16 protein-coding genes and 3 tRNA genes are annotated in these 18,742 nt (G+C 35.1%); 13 read left to right on the top strand and 6 right to left on the bottom strand.

Features of this window, described 5'->3' with window-relative positions; genetic code table 11:
• Positions 1–149: 149 nt before the first annotated feature.
• The 3 genes from K6T82_RS02325 to K6T82_RS02315 all read right to left on the bottom strand — a co-directional run bounded on the left by K6T82_RS02325 (position 150) and on the right by K6T82_RS02315 (position 426).
• A tRNA-Arg gene (locus K6T82_RS02325) sits at positions 150–223 on the bottom strand.
• A gap of 30 nt (positions 224–253) precedes the next feature.
• A tRNA-Pro gene (locus tag K6T82_RS02320) sits at positions 254–328 on the bottom strand.
• A 14-nt stretch (positions 329–342) separates the two neighbouring features.
• Positions 343–426 (bottom strand) — tRNA-Ser (locus K6T82_RS02315).
• A 240-nt stretch (positions 427–666) separates the two neighbouring features.
• On the opposite strand from K6T82_RS02315, the gene K6T82_RS02310 reads away from it, so the two are divergent.
• From K6T82_RS02310 to K6T82_RS02300, 3 genes are all read left to right on the top strand, one after another.
• Positions 667–1,845 (top strand): acetyl-CoA C-acyltransferase, encoded by a 1,179-nt coding sequence (locus K6T82_RS02310; protein WP_223704400.1) that lies wholly within the window; start codon positions 667–669, stop codon positions 1,843–1,845.
• A 70-nt stretch (positions 1,846–1,915) separates the two neighbouring features.
• Entirely contained in the window at positions 1,916–2,677 is a 762-nt protein-coding gene (locus K6T82_RS02305; RefSeq protein WP_223704399.1) for a C40 family peptidase, read from the top strand.
• 17 nt (positions 2,678–2,694) lie between these two features.
• Entirely contained in the window at positions 2,695–3,756 is a 1,062-nt protein-coding gene (locus K6T82_RS02300) for an SMI1/KNR4 family protein (protein ID WP_223704398.1), read from the top strand.
• A 224-nt stretch (positions 3,757–3,980) separates the two neighbouring features.
• Here K6T82_RS02300 and K6T82_RS02295 read toward each other — a convergent pair whose 3' ends face one another.
• Positions 3,981–4,826 (bottom strand): AraC family transcriptional regulator, encoded by an 846-nt coding sequence (locus K6T82_RS02295; RefSeq protein ID WP_223704397.1) that lies wholly within the window; start codon positions 4,824–4,826, stop codon positions 3,981–3,983.
• A gap of 116 nt (positions 4,827–4,942) precedes the next feature.
• Here K6T82_RS02295 and K6T82_RS02290 point away from each other — a divergent pair, with 116 nt between their 5' ends.
• The 4 genes from K6T82_RS02290 to K6T82_RS02275 all read left to right on the top strand — a co-directional run bounded on the left by K6T82_RS02290 (position 4,943) and on the right by K6T82_RS02275 (position 7,699).
• Positions 4,943–5,929 (top strand): aldo/keto reductase, encoded by a 987-nt coding sequence (locus tag K6T82_RS02290; RefSeq protein WP_223704396.1) that lies wholly within the window; start codon positions 4,943–4,945, stop codon positions 5,927–5,929.
• 297 nt (positions 5,930–6,226) lie between these two features.
• Complete coding sequence (locus K6T82_RS02285; protein ID WP_223704395.1) at positions 6,227–6,832, top strand: NAD(P)H-dependent oxidoreductase; 606 nt, start codon at positions 6,227–6,229, stop codon at positions 6,830–6,832.
• A 2-nt stretch (positions 6,833–6,834) separates the two neighbouring features.
• Positions 6,835–7,113, top strand: a complete 279-nt coding sequence (locus tag K6T82_RS02280; RefSeq protein WP_223704394.1) for a putative quinol monooxygenase — start codon at positions 6,835–6,837, stop codon at positions 7,111–7,113.
• Positions 7,114–7,234: 121 nt separating this feature from the next.
• A complete protein-coding gene (locus K6T82_RS02275; RefSeq protein ID WP_223704393.1) occupies positions 7,235–7,699 on the top strand; it encodes a DUF3291 domain-containing protein in 465 nt (154 codons plus the stop codon).
• Positions 7,700–7,786: 87 nt separating this feature from the next.
• On the opposite strand, the gene K6T82_RS02270 is transcribed toward K6T82_RS02275, so the two are convergent.
• A complete protein-coding gene (locus K6T82_RS02270; RefSeq protein WP_223704392.1) occupies positions 7,787–8,494 on the bottom strand; it encodes a class I SAM-dependent methyltransferase in 708 nt (235 codons plus the stop codon).
• 361 nt (positions 8,495–8,855) lie between these two features.
• Here K6T82_RS02270 and K6T82_RS02265 point away from each other — a divergent pair, with 361 nt between their 5' ends.
• Together K6T82_RS02265 and K6T82_RS02260 are read left to right on the top strand one after the other, a co-directional pair.
• Positions 8,856–9,737: a LysR family transcriptional regulator gene (locus tag K6T82_RS02265; protein WP_223704391.1), complete on the top strand. Its 882-nt coding sequence runs from the start codon at positions 8,856–8,858 to the stop codon at positions 9,735–9,737.
• Positions 9,738–10,036: 299 nt separating this feature from the next.
• Positions 10,037–11,329, top strand: a complete 1,293-nt coding sequence (locus K6T82_RS02260; RefSeq protein WP_223704390.1) for a DUF2130 domain-containing protein — start codon at positions 10,037–10,039, stop codon at positions 11,327–11,329.
• 167 nt (positions 11,330–11,496) lie between these two features.
• Here the strand turns inward: K6T82_RS02260 and K6T82_RS02255 are convergent, their stop codons facing one another.
• Positions 11,497–12,270, bottom strand: a complete 774-nt coding sequence (locus K6T82_RS02255; protein ID WP_223704389.1) for an META domain-containing protein — start codon at positions 12,268–12,270, stop codon at positions 11,497–11,499.
• A 269-nt stretch (positions 12,271–12,539) separates the two neighbouring features.
• Here K6T82_RS02255 and nirB point away from each other — a divergent pair, with 269 nt between their 5' ends.
• The 4 genes from nirB to K6T82_RS02235 all read left to right on the top strand — a co-directional run bounded on the left by nirB (position 12,540) and on the right by K6T82_RS02235 (position 18,341).
• On the top strand, positions 12,540–15,053 hold the full coding sequence (gene nirB / locus K6T82_RS02250) for a nitrite reductase large subunit NirB (RefSeq protein ID WP_223704388.1): 2,514 nt from the start codon (positions 12,540–12,542) through the stop codon (positions 15,051–15,053).
• 287 nt (positions 15,054–15,340) lie between these two features.
• Positions 15,341–15,718, top strand: a complete 378-nt coding sequence (gene nirD, locus K6T82_RS02245; RefSeq protein ID WP_223704387.1) for a nitrite reductase small subunit NirD — start codon at positions 15,341–15,343, stop codon at positions 15,716–15,718.
• Between the two features lie 216 nt (positions 15,719–15,934).
• On the top strand, positions 15,935–16,519 hold the full coding sequence (locus tag K6T82_RS02240) for a DUF4202 domain-containing protein (RefSeq protein ID WP_223704386.1): 585 nt from the start codon (positions 15,935–15,937) through the stop codon (positions 16,517–16,519).
• A gap of 10 nt (positions 16,520–16,529) precedes the next feature.
• Positions 16,530–18,341, top strand: a complete 1,812-nt coding sequence (locus K6T82_RS02235) for a PAS domain-containing sensor histidine kinase (protein WP_223704385.1) — start codon at positions 16,530–16,532, stop codon at positions 18,339–18,341.
• The last annotated feature ends 401 nt before the right edge of the window (positions 18,342–18,742 follow it).

Genomic DNA, 18,742 nt, shown 5'->3' with positions numbered 1-18,742 from the left:
GCCGCTCAAAATTGAGCGGCTTTACTATTTTTAGCGATAACCTATAAAACCTTTTAAAGAATTCATCCAAACAATAATCTTGAACGGTTTCAGAATACCAATGTCAGTAACTGAAAACAAAAAAGCCACTCAAATTGAGTGGCTTGTTGTGATCCCAGAAGGATTCGAACCTTCGACCTACGCATTAGAAGTGCGTTGCTCTATCCAGCTGAGCTATGGAACCATTTTTTTTTAAACTTATGGCAAAGTTCTGTCGGGGTGGCAGGATTCGAACCTGCGGCCTCCTGCTCCCAAAGCAGGCGCGATAACCGGGCTACGCTACACCCCGAGGCAAAATTTAAGCGGAGAGACAGGGACTCGAACCCTGGCGACGGTTACCCGTCGACAGATTAGCAATCTGCTCCATTACCGCTCTGGCACCTCTCCAAGCTCAAGAAACGCGTTCTGTTTTGCGAGTGCAAATGTATAACAACATTCCATTTCTCACAAGCTTTTTTGAGGTTTTTTTCTATTTTTTTTTATCTTTTTTCAAAAACACTTCACAATCAAATAAATAGAATTAACAAAAATTTCATCTTAATTTTAAAATCCGACCTCTTTGCTACAAAATTTGAATTTATTCAAATAAACATTAAATTTGCTTTATTAACTAATATTAAACAGAACATGAACAAAAGAGTTGTTATCGTTTCTGCCGTTAGAACACCTATCGGAAGTTTCATGGGAGGGTTATCTACCGTACCTGCACCAAAACTAGGCGCTGCCGCTATAAAGGGAGCCCTTTCAAAAATTAACCTTGACCCAAAATTAGTTGATGAAGTTTTCATGGGGAATGTAATTCAGGCAGGAGTTGGACAAGCACCAGCTCGCCAGGCAGCACTTTTTGCCGGTTTGTCTGAAGAAGTTGCTGCTACAACAGTAAACAAAGTTTGCGCCTCTGGAATGAAAGCTGTAATGTTTGCTGCTCAAGCAATCGCCTGTGGAGACGCTGAAATTGTAGTAGCAGGTGGAATGGAAAGCATGAGTTTGATTCCGCATTACGTGCAAATGCGCGCTGGAAACAAATTTGGTCCTGCAACTATGTTAGACGGAATGCAAAAAGATGGTTTAACAGATGCTTACGATAACAACGCAATGGGAGTTTGCGCTGATTTATGTGCATCTGAATACAAAATCAGCCGTGAAGAACAAGACGCATTCGCAATTCAATCTTATGAAAGAAGTGCCAAAGCTTGGGATGCTGGAAAATTCGACAATGAAGTAGTTCCTGTTGAAGTACCACAAAGACGTGGCGAACCAATTATATTTTCTAAAGATGAAGAATATACTAATGTCAAATTAGATAAAATTCCTTCTCTTAGTGCCGTTTTCACTAAAGACGGAACAGTAACTGCTGCAAACGCTTCAACAATTAATGACGGAGCTGCTGCCTTAGTTTTAATGTCTGAAGAAAAAGCAAATGCATTAGGTTTAAAACCTCTGGCTTACATAAAAGGATACGCAGATGCTGCACAAGAACCAAAATGGTTTACAACAAGTCCAGCAAAAGCTTTACCAAAAGCTTTAGACAAAGCAGGAATTTCGATTTCAGATGTAGATTTCTTCGAATTTAACGAAGCTTTTTCTGTAGTTGGATTAGCTAATGCAAAAATATTAAACCTTGATAACGATAAAGTAAACGTAAATGGTGGCGCAGTTTCTTTAGGACATCCTCTTGGAGCTTCTGGAGCACGTATCATTGTAACTTTGCTTAATGTTTTAGAACAAAACAATGCTAAAACCGGAGCTGCTGCAATTTGCAACGGTGGTGGTGGCGCATCGGCAATTGTTATCGAAAGAGCTTAAAACAATATCACAAAAAATTAGGAGTTATAATCTTTATAACTCCTAATTTTAAACTTATAATTTTCCTTAAATGTTTGGAATTTGCAATTTAGCCATAGTGCCCGTTCGAGCTGAAGCCAGCGACAGAAGCGAAATCGTTACGCAACTTTTGTTTGGCGAGCATATCGAAATTTTAGAACGCAAAAATCAGTGGGCGCGAATTAGGATCCAGTTTGATGACTATGAAGGCTGGGTCGATTCTAAGCAATATCAGGAAATTACCAAAGAGCAATTTGACCTTTTGAGTAAAGAGGCAATCATCTTAAATGCCGATTTAATTGATTATATCACTGCTCCCAACAACCTATTACTTCCAATTCCACTTGGGGCTTCATTGTCTTTTTTAAACAATAATGAAATCAATACTGCTAACTTTGATTTTGAAGGAACCAAAATCAGTGGCATCAAACCTAAAAGCGCTTTAATCAAAACTGCTTTCATGTATTTGAATGCGCCTTATTTATGGGGCGGAAAAACACCTTTTGGAATTGACTGTTCTGGCTTCACGCAAATGGTTTACAAATTAAACGGCTATAAAATCCATCGAGATGCCTCTCAGCAAGCGCTTGAAGGAGATCCTCTAAGTTTTATAGAAGAATGCGAACCGGGAGATCTGGCTTTCTTTGATAATGAAGAAGGAAACATAACCCACGTAGGCATCATAATGGACAATAATTACATCATTCACGCAAGTGGAAAAGTTCGTATTGACCGTTTGGACCATACTGGAATTTACAATCCCGAATTAAATAAACACACACACAAACTTCGTGTAATCAAGAAAATTATATAACTCCTAAAAAAGCAAAAATGACAAAACTTGAATTATCCAAAACAGGCTTTCAGATTAACAATGTAAACATCGAATTCCCAATTGATATCAAAGTTTTAAAAGAAGCTTTAGGAAATGATTACAGATACGTTGAAAAAAAATACAACCATATTTACACTTGGGATGACCTAGGTATTATGGCTTTTTCTAAAGAAGGAAATAAAGTAGAAAGTATCGGAATTGAACTCGAACTTCCTAAATATGATTTTAGCCCAAAAAGTATTTTTAACGAAGAATTCATTTTTGACGGACAGGAATTATTCCAATACTACGAAAACAATAAAGACCAGCTTGTAAAACTTTTTAAAGGAGACAGAAGCGGCGCCTTGATTCTTAGTGGAACAAGTGTTTGGTTCGATAAAGAAGATGGCAAAATTACTGGTTTAAGTATTTCTGCTTACGAACAAGAAATAAAACCCAAAAAAGTCAGCGCAACACTTGATCCGGAATTCAAAACTTTTGAACCTTTATGGCAAGAATGGATTTCTGAAATCAATAAAATTGTTTCCGAAAATAATGATTATTACAATCTTACCGAAGGTATTTCTACAGAAGAAATCGAACAACATTCTGTTTTAGAAGACGATATAAAAATCCCGCCAGCATTAGTAAATTTCTATAAAGTTCAAAATGTAGATTACGATGCAGTTACTTCCACTTTTCAATTTGGTGTAAACAATTGGAGTTACGAACTTATTCCGTTTGAAGACATCAAAGAAGAATGGGAGTCAATTCAGGATTTACAATTTGATGAAGACGATTTACCAGAACAGGAAATTGATTTCGAAAAAATCAACACAAATAATTACGCGAACCCAAAATGGATTCCGTTTGCAACAGGACGAAATGGCGATTATTTGCTTTACGATACAGATCCTGCTTCAAAAGGAAAATTTGGACAGATTATCGAACTTCAAAATGAATCTTGGGATAGAAACATTGTTGCCAATTCTTTAGAAGAATTAGTTCAAAATGAAATAAATAATTTAAGAGAAGGTAAAACCGAGCATTTTAGTTTTATAATAGAAAAAGAGAATTAAATAGAACGCGGATAAAACGGATTCGCTTTGTGAAAACGCGGATTTATACGGATTTTTTTGTTTTTCTCCCGCAGATTTGGCAGATCAAGCAGATTTTTTTATCTGTTTAAATCTGCCAAATCTGCGGGAGAAAATTCAATAAGCTTCAAAAGGAAATCCTTTATAATCTTCTTAATCTATGGCAAAAAAATTAGCGGAAATTTGTGCAATTTGTAGCTAAAAAACTAAGCGCTAAGACGAATCGTCTTTCTAAACTCAGACGGACTATTTCCTTTTTGTTTTTTAAAGAATTTATTAAAGTGGCTTTCATCCGTAAAACCAAATTCATACGCAATTTCATTGATCCGCTTATCGCTAAATTGCAAGCGATGTTCAATCAGTTTCGTTTTATAATTACTGATATATTGTTGCATCGTTTCGCTAGCATGTTTCTTAAAATAACGCCCTAAATACGTATTCGAAATTCCAAAATAATCACTAATTGATTCCGCTTTAATTTTTTCAGGATAGTAAATATTGTTCTGAATATATTGTAGAATATCCATCGCTTTAGCTTCCGTACTTATTGAAACTTGCTCTGGCAGATATTTCGCGATATTTCTCGCTACAATAATAATCAGCGTATTCACCAACTGCTGAATCAATTCCTGATTGTAAACATCTTTATCCTGATGTTCACGGCAAATCGCTTCAATCATTACTTTCACCAGACATTTGTCCGGATCATTTTTAAGAATACAACCCGGCTGGTGATTGGCATTTTGAAGAATATATTCCAATCGTTGAATATTTTCATTCTGCAGACTCGAATTTTTCAGATAAATATCATTGAATCGTAAAAAGAAAAATTTCGTTTCGGTTTCAATCGTAAAATTATGGCAATCCTCAGGCGTCAATAAAAACAAATGACCAGGATCGTACTCAAAAATATTCTTATTAATACATTGTCTTCCTGTTCCTTCCAGAATATAAACCAATTCGAAAAAATTATGACGATCTCCCACATCTGGATATTCATTCAGCGTTTCAAAAGAAACCGTAAAAGGCTCATATAAGTTTTCTTTTTTCATAATTTCATTTATTTGAAGATGCAAATATACCTAAAAAAGACAAATATATACCAAATAATAATCATAAAAACAGTATAATTTTGCCTCATCAATTTTAAACGAAAAAAATCACTATCATGGAATATAGAAAATTAGGCAACTCAGAATTGGAATTATCAACCATCACTTACGGTGCTTTTGCGATTGGCGGAACCATGTGGGGCGGAACAGAAAAGAAAGATTCTATCGACTCGATTCACGCATCAATTGACAATGGTGTAACCACAATTGACACCGCTCCTTTTTACGGATTCGGTTTAAGCGAAGAAATGATCGGGGAAGCCATTAAAACTCACGACCGTTCTAAAATTCAATTACTTACCAAATTTGGAATGGTTTGGGACGGAAGTAACAACGGAAAAGGCGATTTCTTTTTCGACGCAGATGATAACGGTAAAAAAGTTCCAGTTTACAAATATTCATCAAAAGCAAACGTAATTAAAGAAGTTGAAGAAAGCTTAAAACGTCTTCAAACTGATTATATTGATTTACTGCAAATTCACTGGCCAGACTCCACTACTCCAATTTCTGAAACAATGGAAGCTGCAGAAAGCCTAATTCAGCAAGGAAAAATCAGAGCTTTTGGAGTAAGTAATTATGATGTTGCACAAATTCAGGAAGCGCAAAAAACAGTTCAAATCGCTTCAAATCAAGTAGCTTACAGCATGTTGAACCGCAAAATTGAAAACGAATTAATTCCGTTTACAGTTGCAGAAAACATCGGAATCATTGCTTACAGTCCCATGGAAAGAGGTTTATTGACTGGAAAATACTTCACAGACAGCAAATTAAAAGAAAACGATCACAGAAATGGTTATTTCAATCAGTTTGATCTTCAAAAAGTAAAAACATTGGTTGAAGAATTGACTTCATTAGCACACGCAAAAGAAGCAAGTTTATCACAATTAGTTTTGCGTTGGACTTCTTTACAAAAAGGAATTTCAATTGTTTTAGCAGGAGCAAGAAACGCAGAACAAGCCATTTCAAACGCCAAAACAATGGATTTCGATTTATCAGCTTCAGAATTGGAATTTATCAATCAGGCGATTGCTAAAATAAAATAATTCACTTTTTAAAATTTTAAACACATAGAAACATAGATTTGCTTTGTCTACAAAGGCGTTACACTTGCATTAATACACATAGTCTACACAATCTTGTCATTTCGACGAAGGAGAAATCACACGAGGGTTTCCATAACGTTTGTCGCCAATCTTTGTAGAATTACTAGTGTGATTTCTCCTTCGTCGAAATGACAAATCTTGAGAATCTATGTGTTAGAAACTAGTTTCTTTCTACTCCCTTTCCCTGAAAGAAAAATCTATGCTTCTATGTGTTAAAAACAAATCTCAACAATTAAAATGAAAAAGATATTTATAATAAACGGCGGACAAAAATTCGCACATTCAGGAGGACAATTCAATAAAACCGTTCAAGATTGGACTGTTGAATTTCTTTCTAAAAACAACGATTACGAAATCAAAACAACTCATATTGAAGAAGAAATCGATCTTCAAAAAGAAGTAGAAAAATTCGTTTGGGCAGATTTAATTATCTACCACACACCAGTTTGGTGGTTTCAATTGCCAAATCTTTTCAAAAAATACATCGATGACGTTTTCACGCAAGGACATAACAACGGAATTTACAAAAGCGACGGAAGAAGCCGCGTAAATCCAGACATCAATTACGGAACCGGCGGACTTTTACACGGACGCAAATACATGCTAACCACAAGCTGGAATGCTCCTGCAACCGCTTTTACACTTCCAGGCGAATTCTTCGAAGAAACTTCTGTTGATGATGGACCAATGTTTGGTTTCCACAAAATGAACAAATTCACAGGAATGGAACGCATAAACGGATTCCATTTCCATGACGTAGAAAAAGGTGCTACACCAGAAAATATCGTTATCTTTAAAGAGAATTATACCAAACATTTAGAAAAAACCTTTAAAAACTTATAATTATGATTTCGATTACAGCAATTTTAAAAAGTAAACCGGAGCATTTAATTGAAGTTCAAAACATGCTGACGCATTTAGTAACCGAAACTAGAAAAGAAACCGCTTGTATTCGTTACGATTTGCATACTTCAGAAAATGTGTTTATTCTCTGGGAAGAATGGAAAGATCAAGTTGGTTTAGATTTACACAACAGCCAGTCTTACCTTCAAGATTTCATCAAAAAAACAGAAAGCTTAGTTTCAACACCGATTCAGGTTTACAAAACAGCTCAAATTTTATAATTTTTTTTCAGCCACGAATTCACGAATTTTATTTTTTAATCTGTACGCAAAGATTTTCAAATTAATTCGTGAATTCGTGGCTATAAAAAGCTAAATTACCTCTCATTCAGAAACATAAACTATGAGTCATTATCATCTTGCTGAAATTAATATTGCCAAAATGAAAGGCGTCGACATCAACGACCCGATCATGAAAGAATTTGTAGACAACTTAGACACTGTAAACACTTTAGCTGAAGAAAGCGAAGGTTTTGTCTGGAGATTAAAAGACGACGACAATAATTATAATGCAACAAGTTTAAATCCGTATAACGACGAACAAATTATTATCAATGTATCGGTTTGGGAAAGTATCGAAACTTTGGAACATTATATGTACAAAACGTTTCACAGCGAATTTTTAAGACGACGAAAAGAATGGTTTCATAAATTCGGAAAAGCACATACCGCAATGTGGTGGATTCCAAAAGGCCAAATTCCAACCATGGAAGAAGCAGTTGAAAAATTAGATTACCTACAAAAAAACGGTCCATCAGAATTAGTTTTCGATCTTCGAAACAAATATCCAATGCCTGTTGAAGCATAGTTTATTCGCCACGAATTCACGAATTAATCTAAAATCTTTACGCAAAGATTGTAAAAAAATAAATTCGTGAATTCGTGGCTATAAAAACTACTTAATTCCTCCAAAAGCTCCGAAACACATGTTTTTGTGTAAAATTTCGACTTTTGAAAAACCTACTTTTTTCATCAAATCCAATTGGTAATTCATCGATCTTGGAGAATCTTCTTTTTCTATATAATCCAAAACTTTCTGACGGTACTCTGCCCCTCCTATTCCTTCCAAATATTCGCCGTAACGTTGCCAAGTATATTCGTTCAACAATTCTGTATCCTGCGTAATTAAGTCAGAAATCATCAAGCAACCGCCTGGTTTTAATAATTTAAATAATTTAGTGAAAGCTGTTTCCCAATCGTTATCATCACGCAAATGATGCAAAACTGCACCAGCCAAAATAATATCAAAACTTTCATCTTCTAAAACTACTTCGCGAATATCACCTTGCTTTATTTCGACTTTGCCATTTGTTACCGCCGAAACTCTCTCAAAAGCGCGATCCAACATCGGTAAACTCAAATCGACCAAAGTGCAATTTAAATTTGGCACTTTAGACAACATCATTAAAGTATAATTTCCTGCGCCACAACCCACATCCAAAACGTTTTTGGCATTCGGAACAATTCGTTTTGAAGCTTCGGTTATTAATTCTAAAGAAATCGTAGCGTCGATTGTGGCTACTTGTCCGGTTTCTAAGTTCGAAAATCGTTCTACATCATTATCAAATCGTTCTTTTATTTCTTCAATTGTTGATTTTTTCATGGCCTTTGTTTTTTTGATTTTTCACGCAGATTTAAAAGAGATTAAAGCAGATTTAAAAATGATTTTCTTTTTTTATTCTTTACGATTCAATAAAAAAATCTGTTTTGATCAGCTTAAATCTGCTAAATCTGCGTGAAAATTTTTTTTCTTTTTAATCTCTCGCAGATCAGGCAGATTGAGCGGATCTTTTTGCTATTATATGATCTGGCTATTATTATGATTAAATGATTTATCTAAAATTAATAATCTGCTAAATCTGTTTAAATCTGCGAGAGAAATATTTTATTTTTTTCAAAACTACTTCTTTCATAAATACTTTAAAAATACTATTTTTATCAATTAATAATACTTTTAAAGTATCATGGAATTACGTCACTTAAAATATTTTCTGGCTGTAGCCGAAGAACTGAACTTCACCAAAGCCTCAGAAAAACTCTTTATTTCGCAACCTCCATTAAGCCGACAAATAGCGGAATTGGAAGAAGAACTTCAGGCGAAGCTTTTCATCAGAAACAATAAAAAAGTAGAACTTACCGAAGCGGGGAAATATTTTAAAGAAGAAGTTACGGCAATTTTTCAGGATTTGGAACGTATTTCTGTCAAGACAAAGAAAATTGCTGAGAACGTTTCCGGCGAATTTAGAATTGCTTACATCAGTTCGATTTATTCTTCTGTTATTTCTGATTTAATAAAACATTTGAAAGCGCAATTTCCATATGTAAATTTTAAACTTTTCGAAATTTCAACCACCAAACAAATCGATGCTTTAGAACAAGGAAAAATAGAAATGGGAATTATCCGATCACCCATTCATTCGCCAAAAATAAAATCACATTTATGGTTTAAAGACGGATTTTCACTGGTTTACAATAAAAATGCTTTCGAGATAAAATCAGAAAATGATATTTTAAAACTGAAAGATGAAGCGTTTGTGTTTTTCAACAAAGATTACGCACCACATTACCATGAAGTATTATTGCAACTTTGTGCTTTTTATGGCTTTACGCCGAAAATCATTCACGAAGCCAATAATATCAATTCAATCGTTCAATTAGTCAAAAACGGATTAGGAATTTCGATTGTTCCTTCAAATATTGCAAAAAACAATCATGATCAAGAAATTGGTTTTGTCGAATTGAAAAAAGTCAATTTATATACGAATGTTTCCTTGATTACCTCAAAAGACGATCACTCTGGAATCACACAATCCGCTGTTGAATTTTTATTGCCACAAAGTCGCTAAGGCTCGAAGTTTTATTATTTAATCTCGCAAAGTCGCTGAGACGCAAAGTTTTATTATCATTTTATGTCATCCTGAGCGGAGTCGAAGGACCGCATGCTAAATCCATACAGTGCGTGTCCTTCGACTCCGCTCAGGATGACATACTTTATGAGTACTTTGACGAAAAACTTTGTGCCTTAGCGTCTTCGTGGCCATAAAAAAAAATCGTTACAATTTAGTACAGAAATCCGCATTAGAAAAAGAGAACTTTTAAATACCTTAGCGAACTATAATTCCATTCCATAAAAAATCAATACAAAATGGCTGAACAATCTTCAATTCAGTGTCCAAACTGCGGAACTCCTATCGATGTCAATGATGTTTTAAAACATCAATTGGAAGATAGCATCCGTAAAGAATTTCAACAAAAAGCAAACGTTCAAAATCGTGAATTAGAGCTTAAAAATGAGCAATTAGAAAAAGCCAAATCCGAATTTGAAGCCAAGAAAAAACAGGAAAACGAACTTTTTGCTGAGCGTTTGGAGCGCGAGAAAAAAGCAGCCGAGAAAGAAATTTCAGAAAAACTAAAAGCGAAATTGGAAGAAGAAAACAAAGATCGTTTGTTGTTAATGGAAAAAGAACTCTCTGAAAAATCGGAAAAAATCAGAGAATTAAATAAAATGGAAGGTGAAATCGCAAAATTACAACGCGAGAAACTGGAAATGAAAGAAGCGATTCAAGCCGAAGCCGAAAAGCAGTTAAATGTGCAATTGAATTTGGAACGTGAAAAAATCAGAAAACAGGAAGACGATAAAAACGAATTAAAATTCAAAGAACTTCAGAAACAGCTGGAAGAACAAAAAAAGCTGACTGAAGAAATGAAACGCAAGCAAGAACAAGGTTCGATGCAATTGCAAGGCGAAGTAATGGAATTAGCAATTGAAGAATGGCTTGCCAACAACTTCCCACTTGACAGTATTGACGAAATTAAAAAAGGTGCCAATGGCGCCGATTGTCTTCAAGTGGTAAACACAAGAGAACATCAAAATTGCGGTTCTATATATTACGAAAGCAAGAGAACCAAAGCGTTTCAACCTTCTTGGATCGAGAAATTCAAAAACGATATTAGAACCAAAAGAGCCAACATTGGAGTTTTAGTAACCGAAGTTATGCCATCGGGAATGGACCGAATGGGAATGCGCGACGGAATCTGGATTTGTACGTATGAAGAATTTAAAGGGTTGAGTGCGGTTTTGCGTCAGTCTCTAATTCAAATTAATCAAGCCGTTCAAGCGCAAGAAAACAAAGGCGACAAAATGTCGATGTTGTATGATTTCCTTACAAGCAACGAATTCCGTTTGCAGATTGAAGGAATTGTAGAAGGTTTTACTCAAATGCAAAGCGATTTGGATTCTGAAAAAAGAGCGATGCAGAGAATCTGGAAACAACGTGAAAAACAAATTGAAAAAGTGGTTCATAACACTTTAGGAATGTACGGTTCGATTCGTGGTATTGCCGGAAATGCGGTTCAAAGCGTGCGAGCTTTAGAATTGGATTTTATTGAAGGAGAAGAAGAATCAGAAAATGATGAACCTAAAGAATTGTTTGAATAAATCGCATCAACAAGTTTCCCACGGTTGAAACCGTGGGCTATGTTTCTATTAATTATACTCTACATTGGCGATTTTCTTTGTAGAATTTCTTGTGCGATTTCTCCTTTCAGTCGAAATGACAACAGCAACTTGAAACTTTAAACCTGAAACAAATAAAACATAAACCTTTAATCCACCTTCTTAAATACAATCAATTTCCCAGAAGGATTCGACAATGTTAATTGATTATTTCCTATAGAATAGGTTGTTGTACTTTGTAAAGCTTTCAAAAATTCACCTTCTTTATTTCCCTGTGGACAAGCCATTAAAGTGGAAACAACTTTAGTAAAACGAAGGAGATCTTTCTCAAAAAAGATTTGCCCTGTTATGGAATTACAACCTCCAAAACCAGAAAATCTATTTTCTGTAGAATTAATTTCAAGTCTTGGAAACTCCTTTTGAAAATCGGTAGCAAAAACTTTATAGCCGTTTAATTCTTCCAAAACCCAAATATCATGAAGACGATAATCGGTTAGATATTTTCCGCAACCGCTTAACTTTTTCGCTTCTAATTCTGAATTATTTTTGATTTCGACTTTTACGCTATAAGGCGAAATTGCTCCAGACATCGAATCCTGACAATCCAATTGCTGAATTGTAATGGTTGCCGAAGTATTTTCATTACTTACTTTATACATTTTTACATTAGCATCCATTGCCCTAATTGCTTCAACTGCAGGAAAAGTTATTTTTTCTTTTCCTGGAATTAATGATGTAAAAACAATTTCCTCATTCCCTATTTTGATTCCCCAAAACGGTTCGTTTCCTGTTCCTTTAAAATAATATTTTAAATCTTCTTCTGTAGAACTTGTTGAAGTCGTTCCTGCAGCATCTTTGTTTGCTGTCGTTTTGCATCCTACTAATAAGAATAAAAACAACACTATTGAAAGTACTTTTTTCATGAGATTTCAGTTTAAAAATGTTCCTTTTTCTAAAACACCTATAAAATTCTTATGAATTTACGACATTTTTTTGAAACGCTTATTTAGAATCTTTTCAAATTTAAAAAAACTAAGTAAGCAGAAAATCATTCAAAACCCTTACTACGTATAAGATTAAGACAAAATACGTAGTTAACAAAACATCTTTATTACTTAAAAAATATCCGTAATACGTATTTTTATAAGTATAAATACTTATATTTGCGTAGTAATACTTAATTAAAGAAATCATGATTAGAGTAATAGTAGTTGGAAACGGCATGGTTGGTTATAAATTTTGCGAAAAGTTTGTTGCAAAATCAGGACAAGAAAAGTATCAAATCACAGTATTTGGAGAAGAGCCAAGACGCGCTTACGACCGCGTTCATCTAAGCGAGTACTTTGGAGGAAAGACAGCTGATGATTTGTCATTATCAACTACCGAATGGTACGAGCAAAACAATATTATTCTAAACACATCTGAGTTAATTACAGATATTAATCGTGATGTAAAAACCATACATACGCACTTAGGCAAAACACATACGTACGACTACTTAGTTCTGGCTACAGGTTCTTCTGCATTTGTACCTCCAATTGAAGGTGTAGAAAAAGAAGGTGTTTTTGTTTACAGAACCATCGAAGATCTAGATGCGATTATGGCTTATGCCAAAAAAATAAAACAAAAAGGCGCAACTGAAGCGGCAGTTTTAGGCGGCGGTTTATTAGGTCTTGAAGCGGCGAAAGCGGTTCGCGATTTAGGATTGAATCCGCATGTGGTGGAATTTGCACCGCGTTTGATGCCAAGACAATTGGATCAGGGCGCAAGCGACATGCTTCAGTCAAAAATAGAAGAATTAAACATCGGAATTCATCTTAATAAAGCAACGCAATATATTGACGGAAAAGAAAGTATAACGGGAATGATGTTTGCAAACGACGAATTGTTAAAGGTAGACATGTTGGTTATATCTGCTGGAATTAAACCTCGTGACGAACTGGCTAGAGTTTCGGGACTCGAAGTCGGCGTAAGAGGCGGAATTGTAGTAAACAATCAAATGCAGACATCAGATCCTTTTATTTTTGCGATTGGGGAAGCGGCGCTTTACAACCAAAACATTTACGGACTTGTTGCTCCAGGTTACGAAATGGCCGATGTTGCCGCAGAGCAAATCTTAAATGGCGACAAAACCATGAGAGAAACCATCGATATGTCAACACAATTGAAATTAATTGGTGTTGAAGTGGCAAGTTTTGGTGATCCTTTTATAGAAAATGAGCATGTAACTGCTATTGTTTACGAAAATAAATTAAGCGGTATTTATAAAAGAATCAACGTTACAAAGGATTCTAAAACGCTTTTAGGCGGAATTCTCGTTGGAGATTCTAGCGATTACAATTCACTTTTTCAGATTTACATTAACGAAATGGCATTGCCTAAAAATCCAGAAGATTTAATTTTAGGTTCTCGCGATGGTTCTGAAGGTTCTTCTTTAGGAAGCGTGATGGATTTGCCAGACACAGCCGTAATCTGTTCTTGCGAAAATGTTACTAAAGGTTCTATCTGCTGTAAAATCTTGGATGAATCTTGCGCTACATTTTCAGACGTTGTAAAAGCAACAAAAGCAACTTCTGGATGTGGAGGCTGTAAACCAATGGTTTCTGATTTAGTAAAAGCAACTCAAAAATCTTTAGGAAAAGAAGTAAAAGAAGTAATCTGCGAGCACTTCAGTTATAATCGTCAAGAATTATTTGATTTGGTAAAAATCAATAAATATGAAAATTTCTATGATGTTTTAGATCATCACGGTAAAGGCGACGGATGCGAGGTTTGCAAACCAGTTGTAGCTTCAATTTTCTCTAGTATTTACAATGATACAGCAAACAAACACGTAACTACACAAGATACCAATGATAGATTTTTGGCGAACATTCAACGAAACGGAACCTATTCTGTTGTTCCGAGAGTTGCTGGAGGTGAAATAACTGCAGAGAAACTAATCGTTATTGGCGAAGTAGCAAAACAATTCGATTTGTACACTAAAATTACGGGAGCACAAAGAGTTGATTTATTTGGAGCACATTTAAGTGACTTACCGAAAATCTGGAAAATCTTAATTGAAAATGGTTTTGAAAGTGGTCATGCTTACGGAAAATCGCTTCGTGCCGTAAAAAGTTGTGTTGGAAATGCATGGTGTCGTTACGGAATGGACGACAGCGCCGGATTTGCCATCGAACTAGAAAATAGATATAAAGGAATTCGTTCTCCTCATAAATTAAAAGGCGGTGTTTCTGCCTGCATTCGCGAATGCGCGGAAGCACGCGGAAAAGATTTCGGATTAATCGCTGTAGAAGGCGGATGGAATTTATACATCTGCGGAAATGGTGGAGCGAATCCAAAACACGCAGTTCTTTTGGCCGAGAAAATCGACAAAGAAACCATAATCAAATACATGGATCGATTCTTAATGTATTACATCAGAACTGCTGGTCCGCTAATTAGAACATCAACTTGGTTAGAAAAACTAGACGGTGGTTTAGAGTATCTAAAACAAGTAATCATCGAAGACAGTTTAGGAATCTGCGAAACGCTTGAAGCAGAAATGCAAAGTATGGTAAACACTTTCGAATGCGAATGGAAACAAGTTCTTGAAAAACCAAGATTAATGAAGCGTTTCAACCATTTTGTAAACTCTGACGAGAAAGACGATAATATCGCTTTTGTTCCATTAAGAGATCAAAAAATGCCAAAAGCTTGGTCGTAAAATAATTTAAACACATAGAATCATAGAATTAACTGAATTTAAAAAAGGCGTTTCACTTGCATCAATTCACATAGCTATGTGTTAGAAACTAGTTTCTTTTAATTTTCTATTTCTCAAACAAAAACAAAAAACCTATGTTTCTATGTGTTTAAAAAATTAAGCTCCAAAAAAAGAAAAAAAAATAATTAAACGTTTGCTGTCCTTCTTACCCTCTTTTTACTGCGCCATCATAACTCTCATGATTGTAAAAGAGGGCTAAGAAACAGGAACCACAAAACTCAATCAAAATGGAAGAAATCTTAAATCAATACGAAACAGTTCACGCAAGCGACGCAACAATTTGGTTCAAAGCTGGTAAAGTAGAAGATTTTCCAACCAATCGAGGCGGATGCATCAAATACAAAAACAAACAAATCGCGATTTTCAATTTTGCGCGTCGTAACGCATGGTACGCTTGCCAAAACGCCTGTCCGCATAAAATGGAAATGGTACTTTCAAGAGGAATGACAGGTTCTGCCGATGATATTCCGAAAATCGCTTGTCCGATGCATAAAAAAACTTTTTCTCTTGTTGATGGCTCAAATTTAAATGGTGAAGAGTATAGCATTGCCACTTATCCGATTAAGATTGTAGAAGACGAAGTTTTTGTTGGGTTTGTAGATTAAATGAATATTTTTTTTCGCCACGAATTCACGAATTAATTTAAAAACTTTGCACATAGATTTTAAAAATAAAATTCGTGATCCGAGCGATAGCGAATAGGCGAAGCAATTCGTGGCAAAAAAACTTTAATCTGCGACAAAAACTAAACAATGATTCGTGAATTCGTGGCGAAAAAAACTTTAATTCCGTATCTTTGAAATCTATTATCCAACCAAAAAATGACTACACCTTTTCAAAAAGCAAGTGAATGGATTGATGCTGAAAACGCTCAGGATCCGAATATCGAATTAGACCAAAACACCGAATACCCAAAAGAATTATTGTATTCAAACAGGATGTATGAAAAACTGATGCAGTTTGAACCAAACGCTTCAGAAGAAGTTCAAATCGCTTCAAAAGCACAGCACATCTGCCGTTGGAAAGTAGCCCGCGAATCCTATCCGATGGATCGTGTGGGTTACTTAAAATGGAGAGAAGAGCTGAAAAAATTCCACGCAAAAACTACTGCAGGAATTCTTGAAAAAGCTGGCTACGACGAAACTTTCATTGATCGTGTTTCTTTCCTAATTGAAAAAAAACTGCTTAAAAAAGACACCGAAACACAATTGCTAGAAGACGTAATTTGTCTGGTGTTTTTAGAATATTACTTAGAACCTTTCGTTGAAAAACATGATGAAGAAAAGCTGAAAAACATCATCAAGAAAACTTGGGATAAAATGTCTGAAAAAGGACATCAGGAAGCTTTAAAAATCAACTATTCTGAAGAAAACTTAAATCTAATAAAAGCTTCTTTAGGATTGTAAAAAGACTTAAATGAAGAAAAGCAATCAGGAAGCTGCAGAAAAAATCACTTTCAAAAATTTACGACGACTGTATTTTTTTGCGCTTCTTACTATTGCATTAACTATAATTATTAGTCAGTTTCTCGTTCAATACAATCTGAATCAGCAGTTAAGCGATTCTAAGATTATCAATTTTTCTGGAAAACAGAGAATGCTGAGCCAGAAAATTGTCAAAGAAGTACTGATTTTACATTACGTTTCTGATTCGGCTACAGCCAAAAAAACTTCGCACTTAAAAGAGGTTTTAAAACTTTGGAAGAAAAACCAAGATGCATTAGAAAACGGAAACGACAGTTTAGCTTTTCCAAAAGAAAAAAGCGAAACACTAAACAAATTATATCTGGAAATCAACCCAATTTTCAATAAAATTGCAGAGACAACCGATTCTTTTTTACTGAATTTACAACAGAAAAAAACCGTTTCAGAAAATCAAAAACTGGTTCAAACTATCTTAGAAAACGAAGGCCTTTTCCTTTCGAAAATGAATCAGATTGTAACGCAATATGATCTTGAAGCGCACGAAAAAGTAACCGAACAACGCCGAATCGAATATTGGATTTTTGGTTTCACTTTGCTTGTTCTGCTTTTAGAATTCTTCTTCATTTTCAAACCAACCAACAAGAAAATCGAAAGGTTAATTGCACAGCTTTTATCTTCTGAAAAGAAAGCTTTAAAACTGGCATACGACACTGAAATTATCTCAGAAATCAAAGAAAACTCAGTTAAAGAATTAAAATCGCTCAATTATGCGATGGAAAATACTTTATTGTATTGCCGAATTTCACCAGACGGTTCGATTATTCATATCGGAGAAAAATTCGCCAAACTTCTTAATTACACCAAATTTTCATCCAACAAAAAATTCTCCGAAGTTTTAACCCAAGACGAAAAAGAACAAGTCAATTTTGATCGTTTAATCTTCGAAAAACAACGCAGTGGCTGGCAAGGCGAAATCAAAATCGTAAACAAAGACGAAAAAGAAATTTGGCTCGATTTGTCGATGGTTCCTGTAATGATTAAAAAAGATGAACTCGAACTTTTGATCGTTTGTTTCAACATCACGGAACGTAAAAAAGCGCAACGTGAAGTCGAACGCTTGAACCTTGAAAACACAACCGAAAAAATCAATCAGCAAAAGATTATTTCAAGTAAAATTGTCGAAAATCAGGAAAACGAACAAAACCGAATCGCCAAAGAAATCCACGACGGAATCGGTCAAATGCTTACGGGTTTAAAATTCAGTTTAGAAAGTATCAATCTCGATGACAGAGAAAAATCAGAACAAAAAATTGAGTATTTAAAGAAACTTTCTTTGGATATTATCAAAGGCGTTCGTACGGCAACTTTCAACCTAATGCCACCAGAATTAAGCGATCACGGAATCGTTTCATCACTTTCAAAACTAACTCAAGAACTTTCCAAATTAACCGGAAAAGAAATCCTATTCTACAACAAAACCGATTTTGATCGACGTTTAGATTCGCTAATCGAAATCAATATTTATCGTCTTACGCAAGAAGCGATTAATAACGCCATAAAATACGCCGAATCCTCACATATTATTGTGCAACTTTCACACAGTGAAACACTTCTAAGCATCATCGTAGATGACAACGGAAAAGGTTTCGACGTTAATTCTGTCGATAAAAAACGCAACAGCGAATCTGGAATGGGACTTTTATTCATGAAAGAGAGAATCCAATACATTAATGGTCGCGTTTTCATGAATTCTATTCCTGGCGAGGGAACTAGGATTACATTTAATATTCCGATACTTAAATGAGAGAATGTGCCAATTTGATAATTAGATAATTTTCGTCAACGAAATAATTTTCTAATTGACACATCAACTAATTATCTAATTACATCTCAGCATTTACCTCATTTTTGTCATCTCGACGAAGGAGAGATCTCCGCAAGAAACTCCGCAATCTAAATCGACAATCTTTGTAGAATCCCGTGTGCGATCTCTCCTTCGTCGAGATGACAAACTAGACTGTAAAAACTTTGACAAAGTTAAACACACAACTCACCTCAATCTTGTCATTCTGAGGAACGAAGAATCTTGGCAAGAAACTCCGCAATCTAAATCGATGATCTTTGTAGAGCTACTCGTGGAGATCTCTCCTTCGTCGAGATGACAAACTAAACGGTAAAAACTTTGTCAAAGTTAAACGCAACAAC

The sequence above is a fragment of the Flavobacterium potami genome (assembly GCF_020026915.1).
GTDB classification, from domain to species: Bacteria; Bacteroidota; Bacteroidia; order Flavobacteriales; family Flavobacteriaceae; genus Flavobacterium; species Flavobacterium potami.
This window is presented reverse-complemented; position numbering and strand designations above follow the sequence as displayed.

Excerpts from the sequence above, each read along its gene's own strand:
- K6T82_RS02310 (WP_223704400.1), top strand. The coding sequence starts at position 667 with ATGAACAAAAGAGTTGTTATCGTTTCTGCCGTTAGAACACCTATCGGA.
- K6T82_RS02305 (WP_223704399.1), top strand. The coding sequence starts at position 1,916 with ATGTTTGGAATTTGCAATTTAGCCATAGTGCCCGTTCGAGCTGAAGCC.
- K6T82_RS02300 (WP_223704398.1), top strand. The coding sequence starts at position 2,695 with ATGACAAAACTTGAATTATCCAAAACAGGCTTTCAGATTAACAATGTA.
- K6T82_RS02295 (WP_223704397.1), bottom strand. The coding sequence starts at position 4,826 with ATGAAAAAAGAAAACTTATATGAGCCTTTTACGGTTTCTTTTGAAACG.
- K6T82_RS02290 (WP_223704396.1), top strand. The coding sequence starts at position 4,943 with ATGGAATATAGAAAATTAGGCAACTCAGAATTGGAATTATCAACCATC.
- K6T82_RS02285 (WP_223704395.1), top strand. The coding sequence starts at position 6,227 with ATGAAAAAGATATTTATAATAAACGGCGGACAAAAATTCGCACATTCA.
- K6T82_RS02280 (WP_223704394.1), top strand. The coding sequence starts at position 6,835 with ATGATTTCGATTACAGCAATTTTAAAAAGTAAACCGGAGCATTTAATT.
- K6T82_RS02275 (WP_223704393.1), top strand. The coding sequence starts at position 7,235 with ATGAGTCATTATCATCTTGCTGAAATTAATATTGCCAAAATGAAAGGC.
- K6T82_RS02270 (WP_223704392.1), bottom strand. The coding sequence starts at position 8,494 with ATGAAAAAATCAACAATTGAAGAAATAAAAGAACGATTTGATAATGAT.
- K6T82_RS02265 (WP_223704391.1), top strand. The coding sequence starts at position 8,856 with ATGGAATTACGTCACTTAAAATATTTTCTGGCTGTAGCCGAAGAACTG.
- K6T82_RS02260 (WP_223704390.1), top strand. The coding sequence starts at position 10,037 with ATGGCTGAACAATCTTCAATTCAGTGTCCAAACTGCGGAACTCCTATC.
- K6T82_RS02255 (WP_223704389.1), bottom strand. The coding sequence starts at position 12,270 with ATGAAAAAAGTACTTTCAATAGTGTTGTTTTTATTCTTATTAGTAGGA.
- nirB (WP_223704388.1), top strand. The coding sequence starts at position 12,540 with ATGATTAGAGTAATAGTAGTTGGAAACGGCATGGTTGGTTATAAATTT.
- nirD (WP_223704387.1), top strand. The coding sequence starts at position 15,341 with ATGGAAGAAATCTTAAATCAATACGAAACAGTTCACGCAAGCGACGCA.
- K6T82_RS02240 (WP_223704386.1), top strand. The coding sequence starts at position 15,935 with ATGACTACACCTTTTCAAAAAGCAAGTGAATGGATTGATGCTGAAAAC.
- K6T82_RS02235 (WP_223704385.1), top strand. The coding sequence starts at position 16,530 with ATGAAGAAAAGCAATCAGGAAGCTGCAGAAAAAATCACTTTCAAAAAT.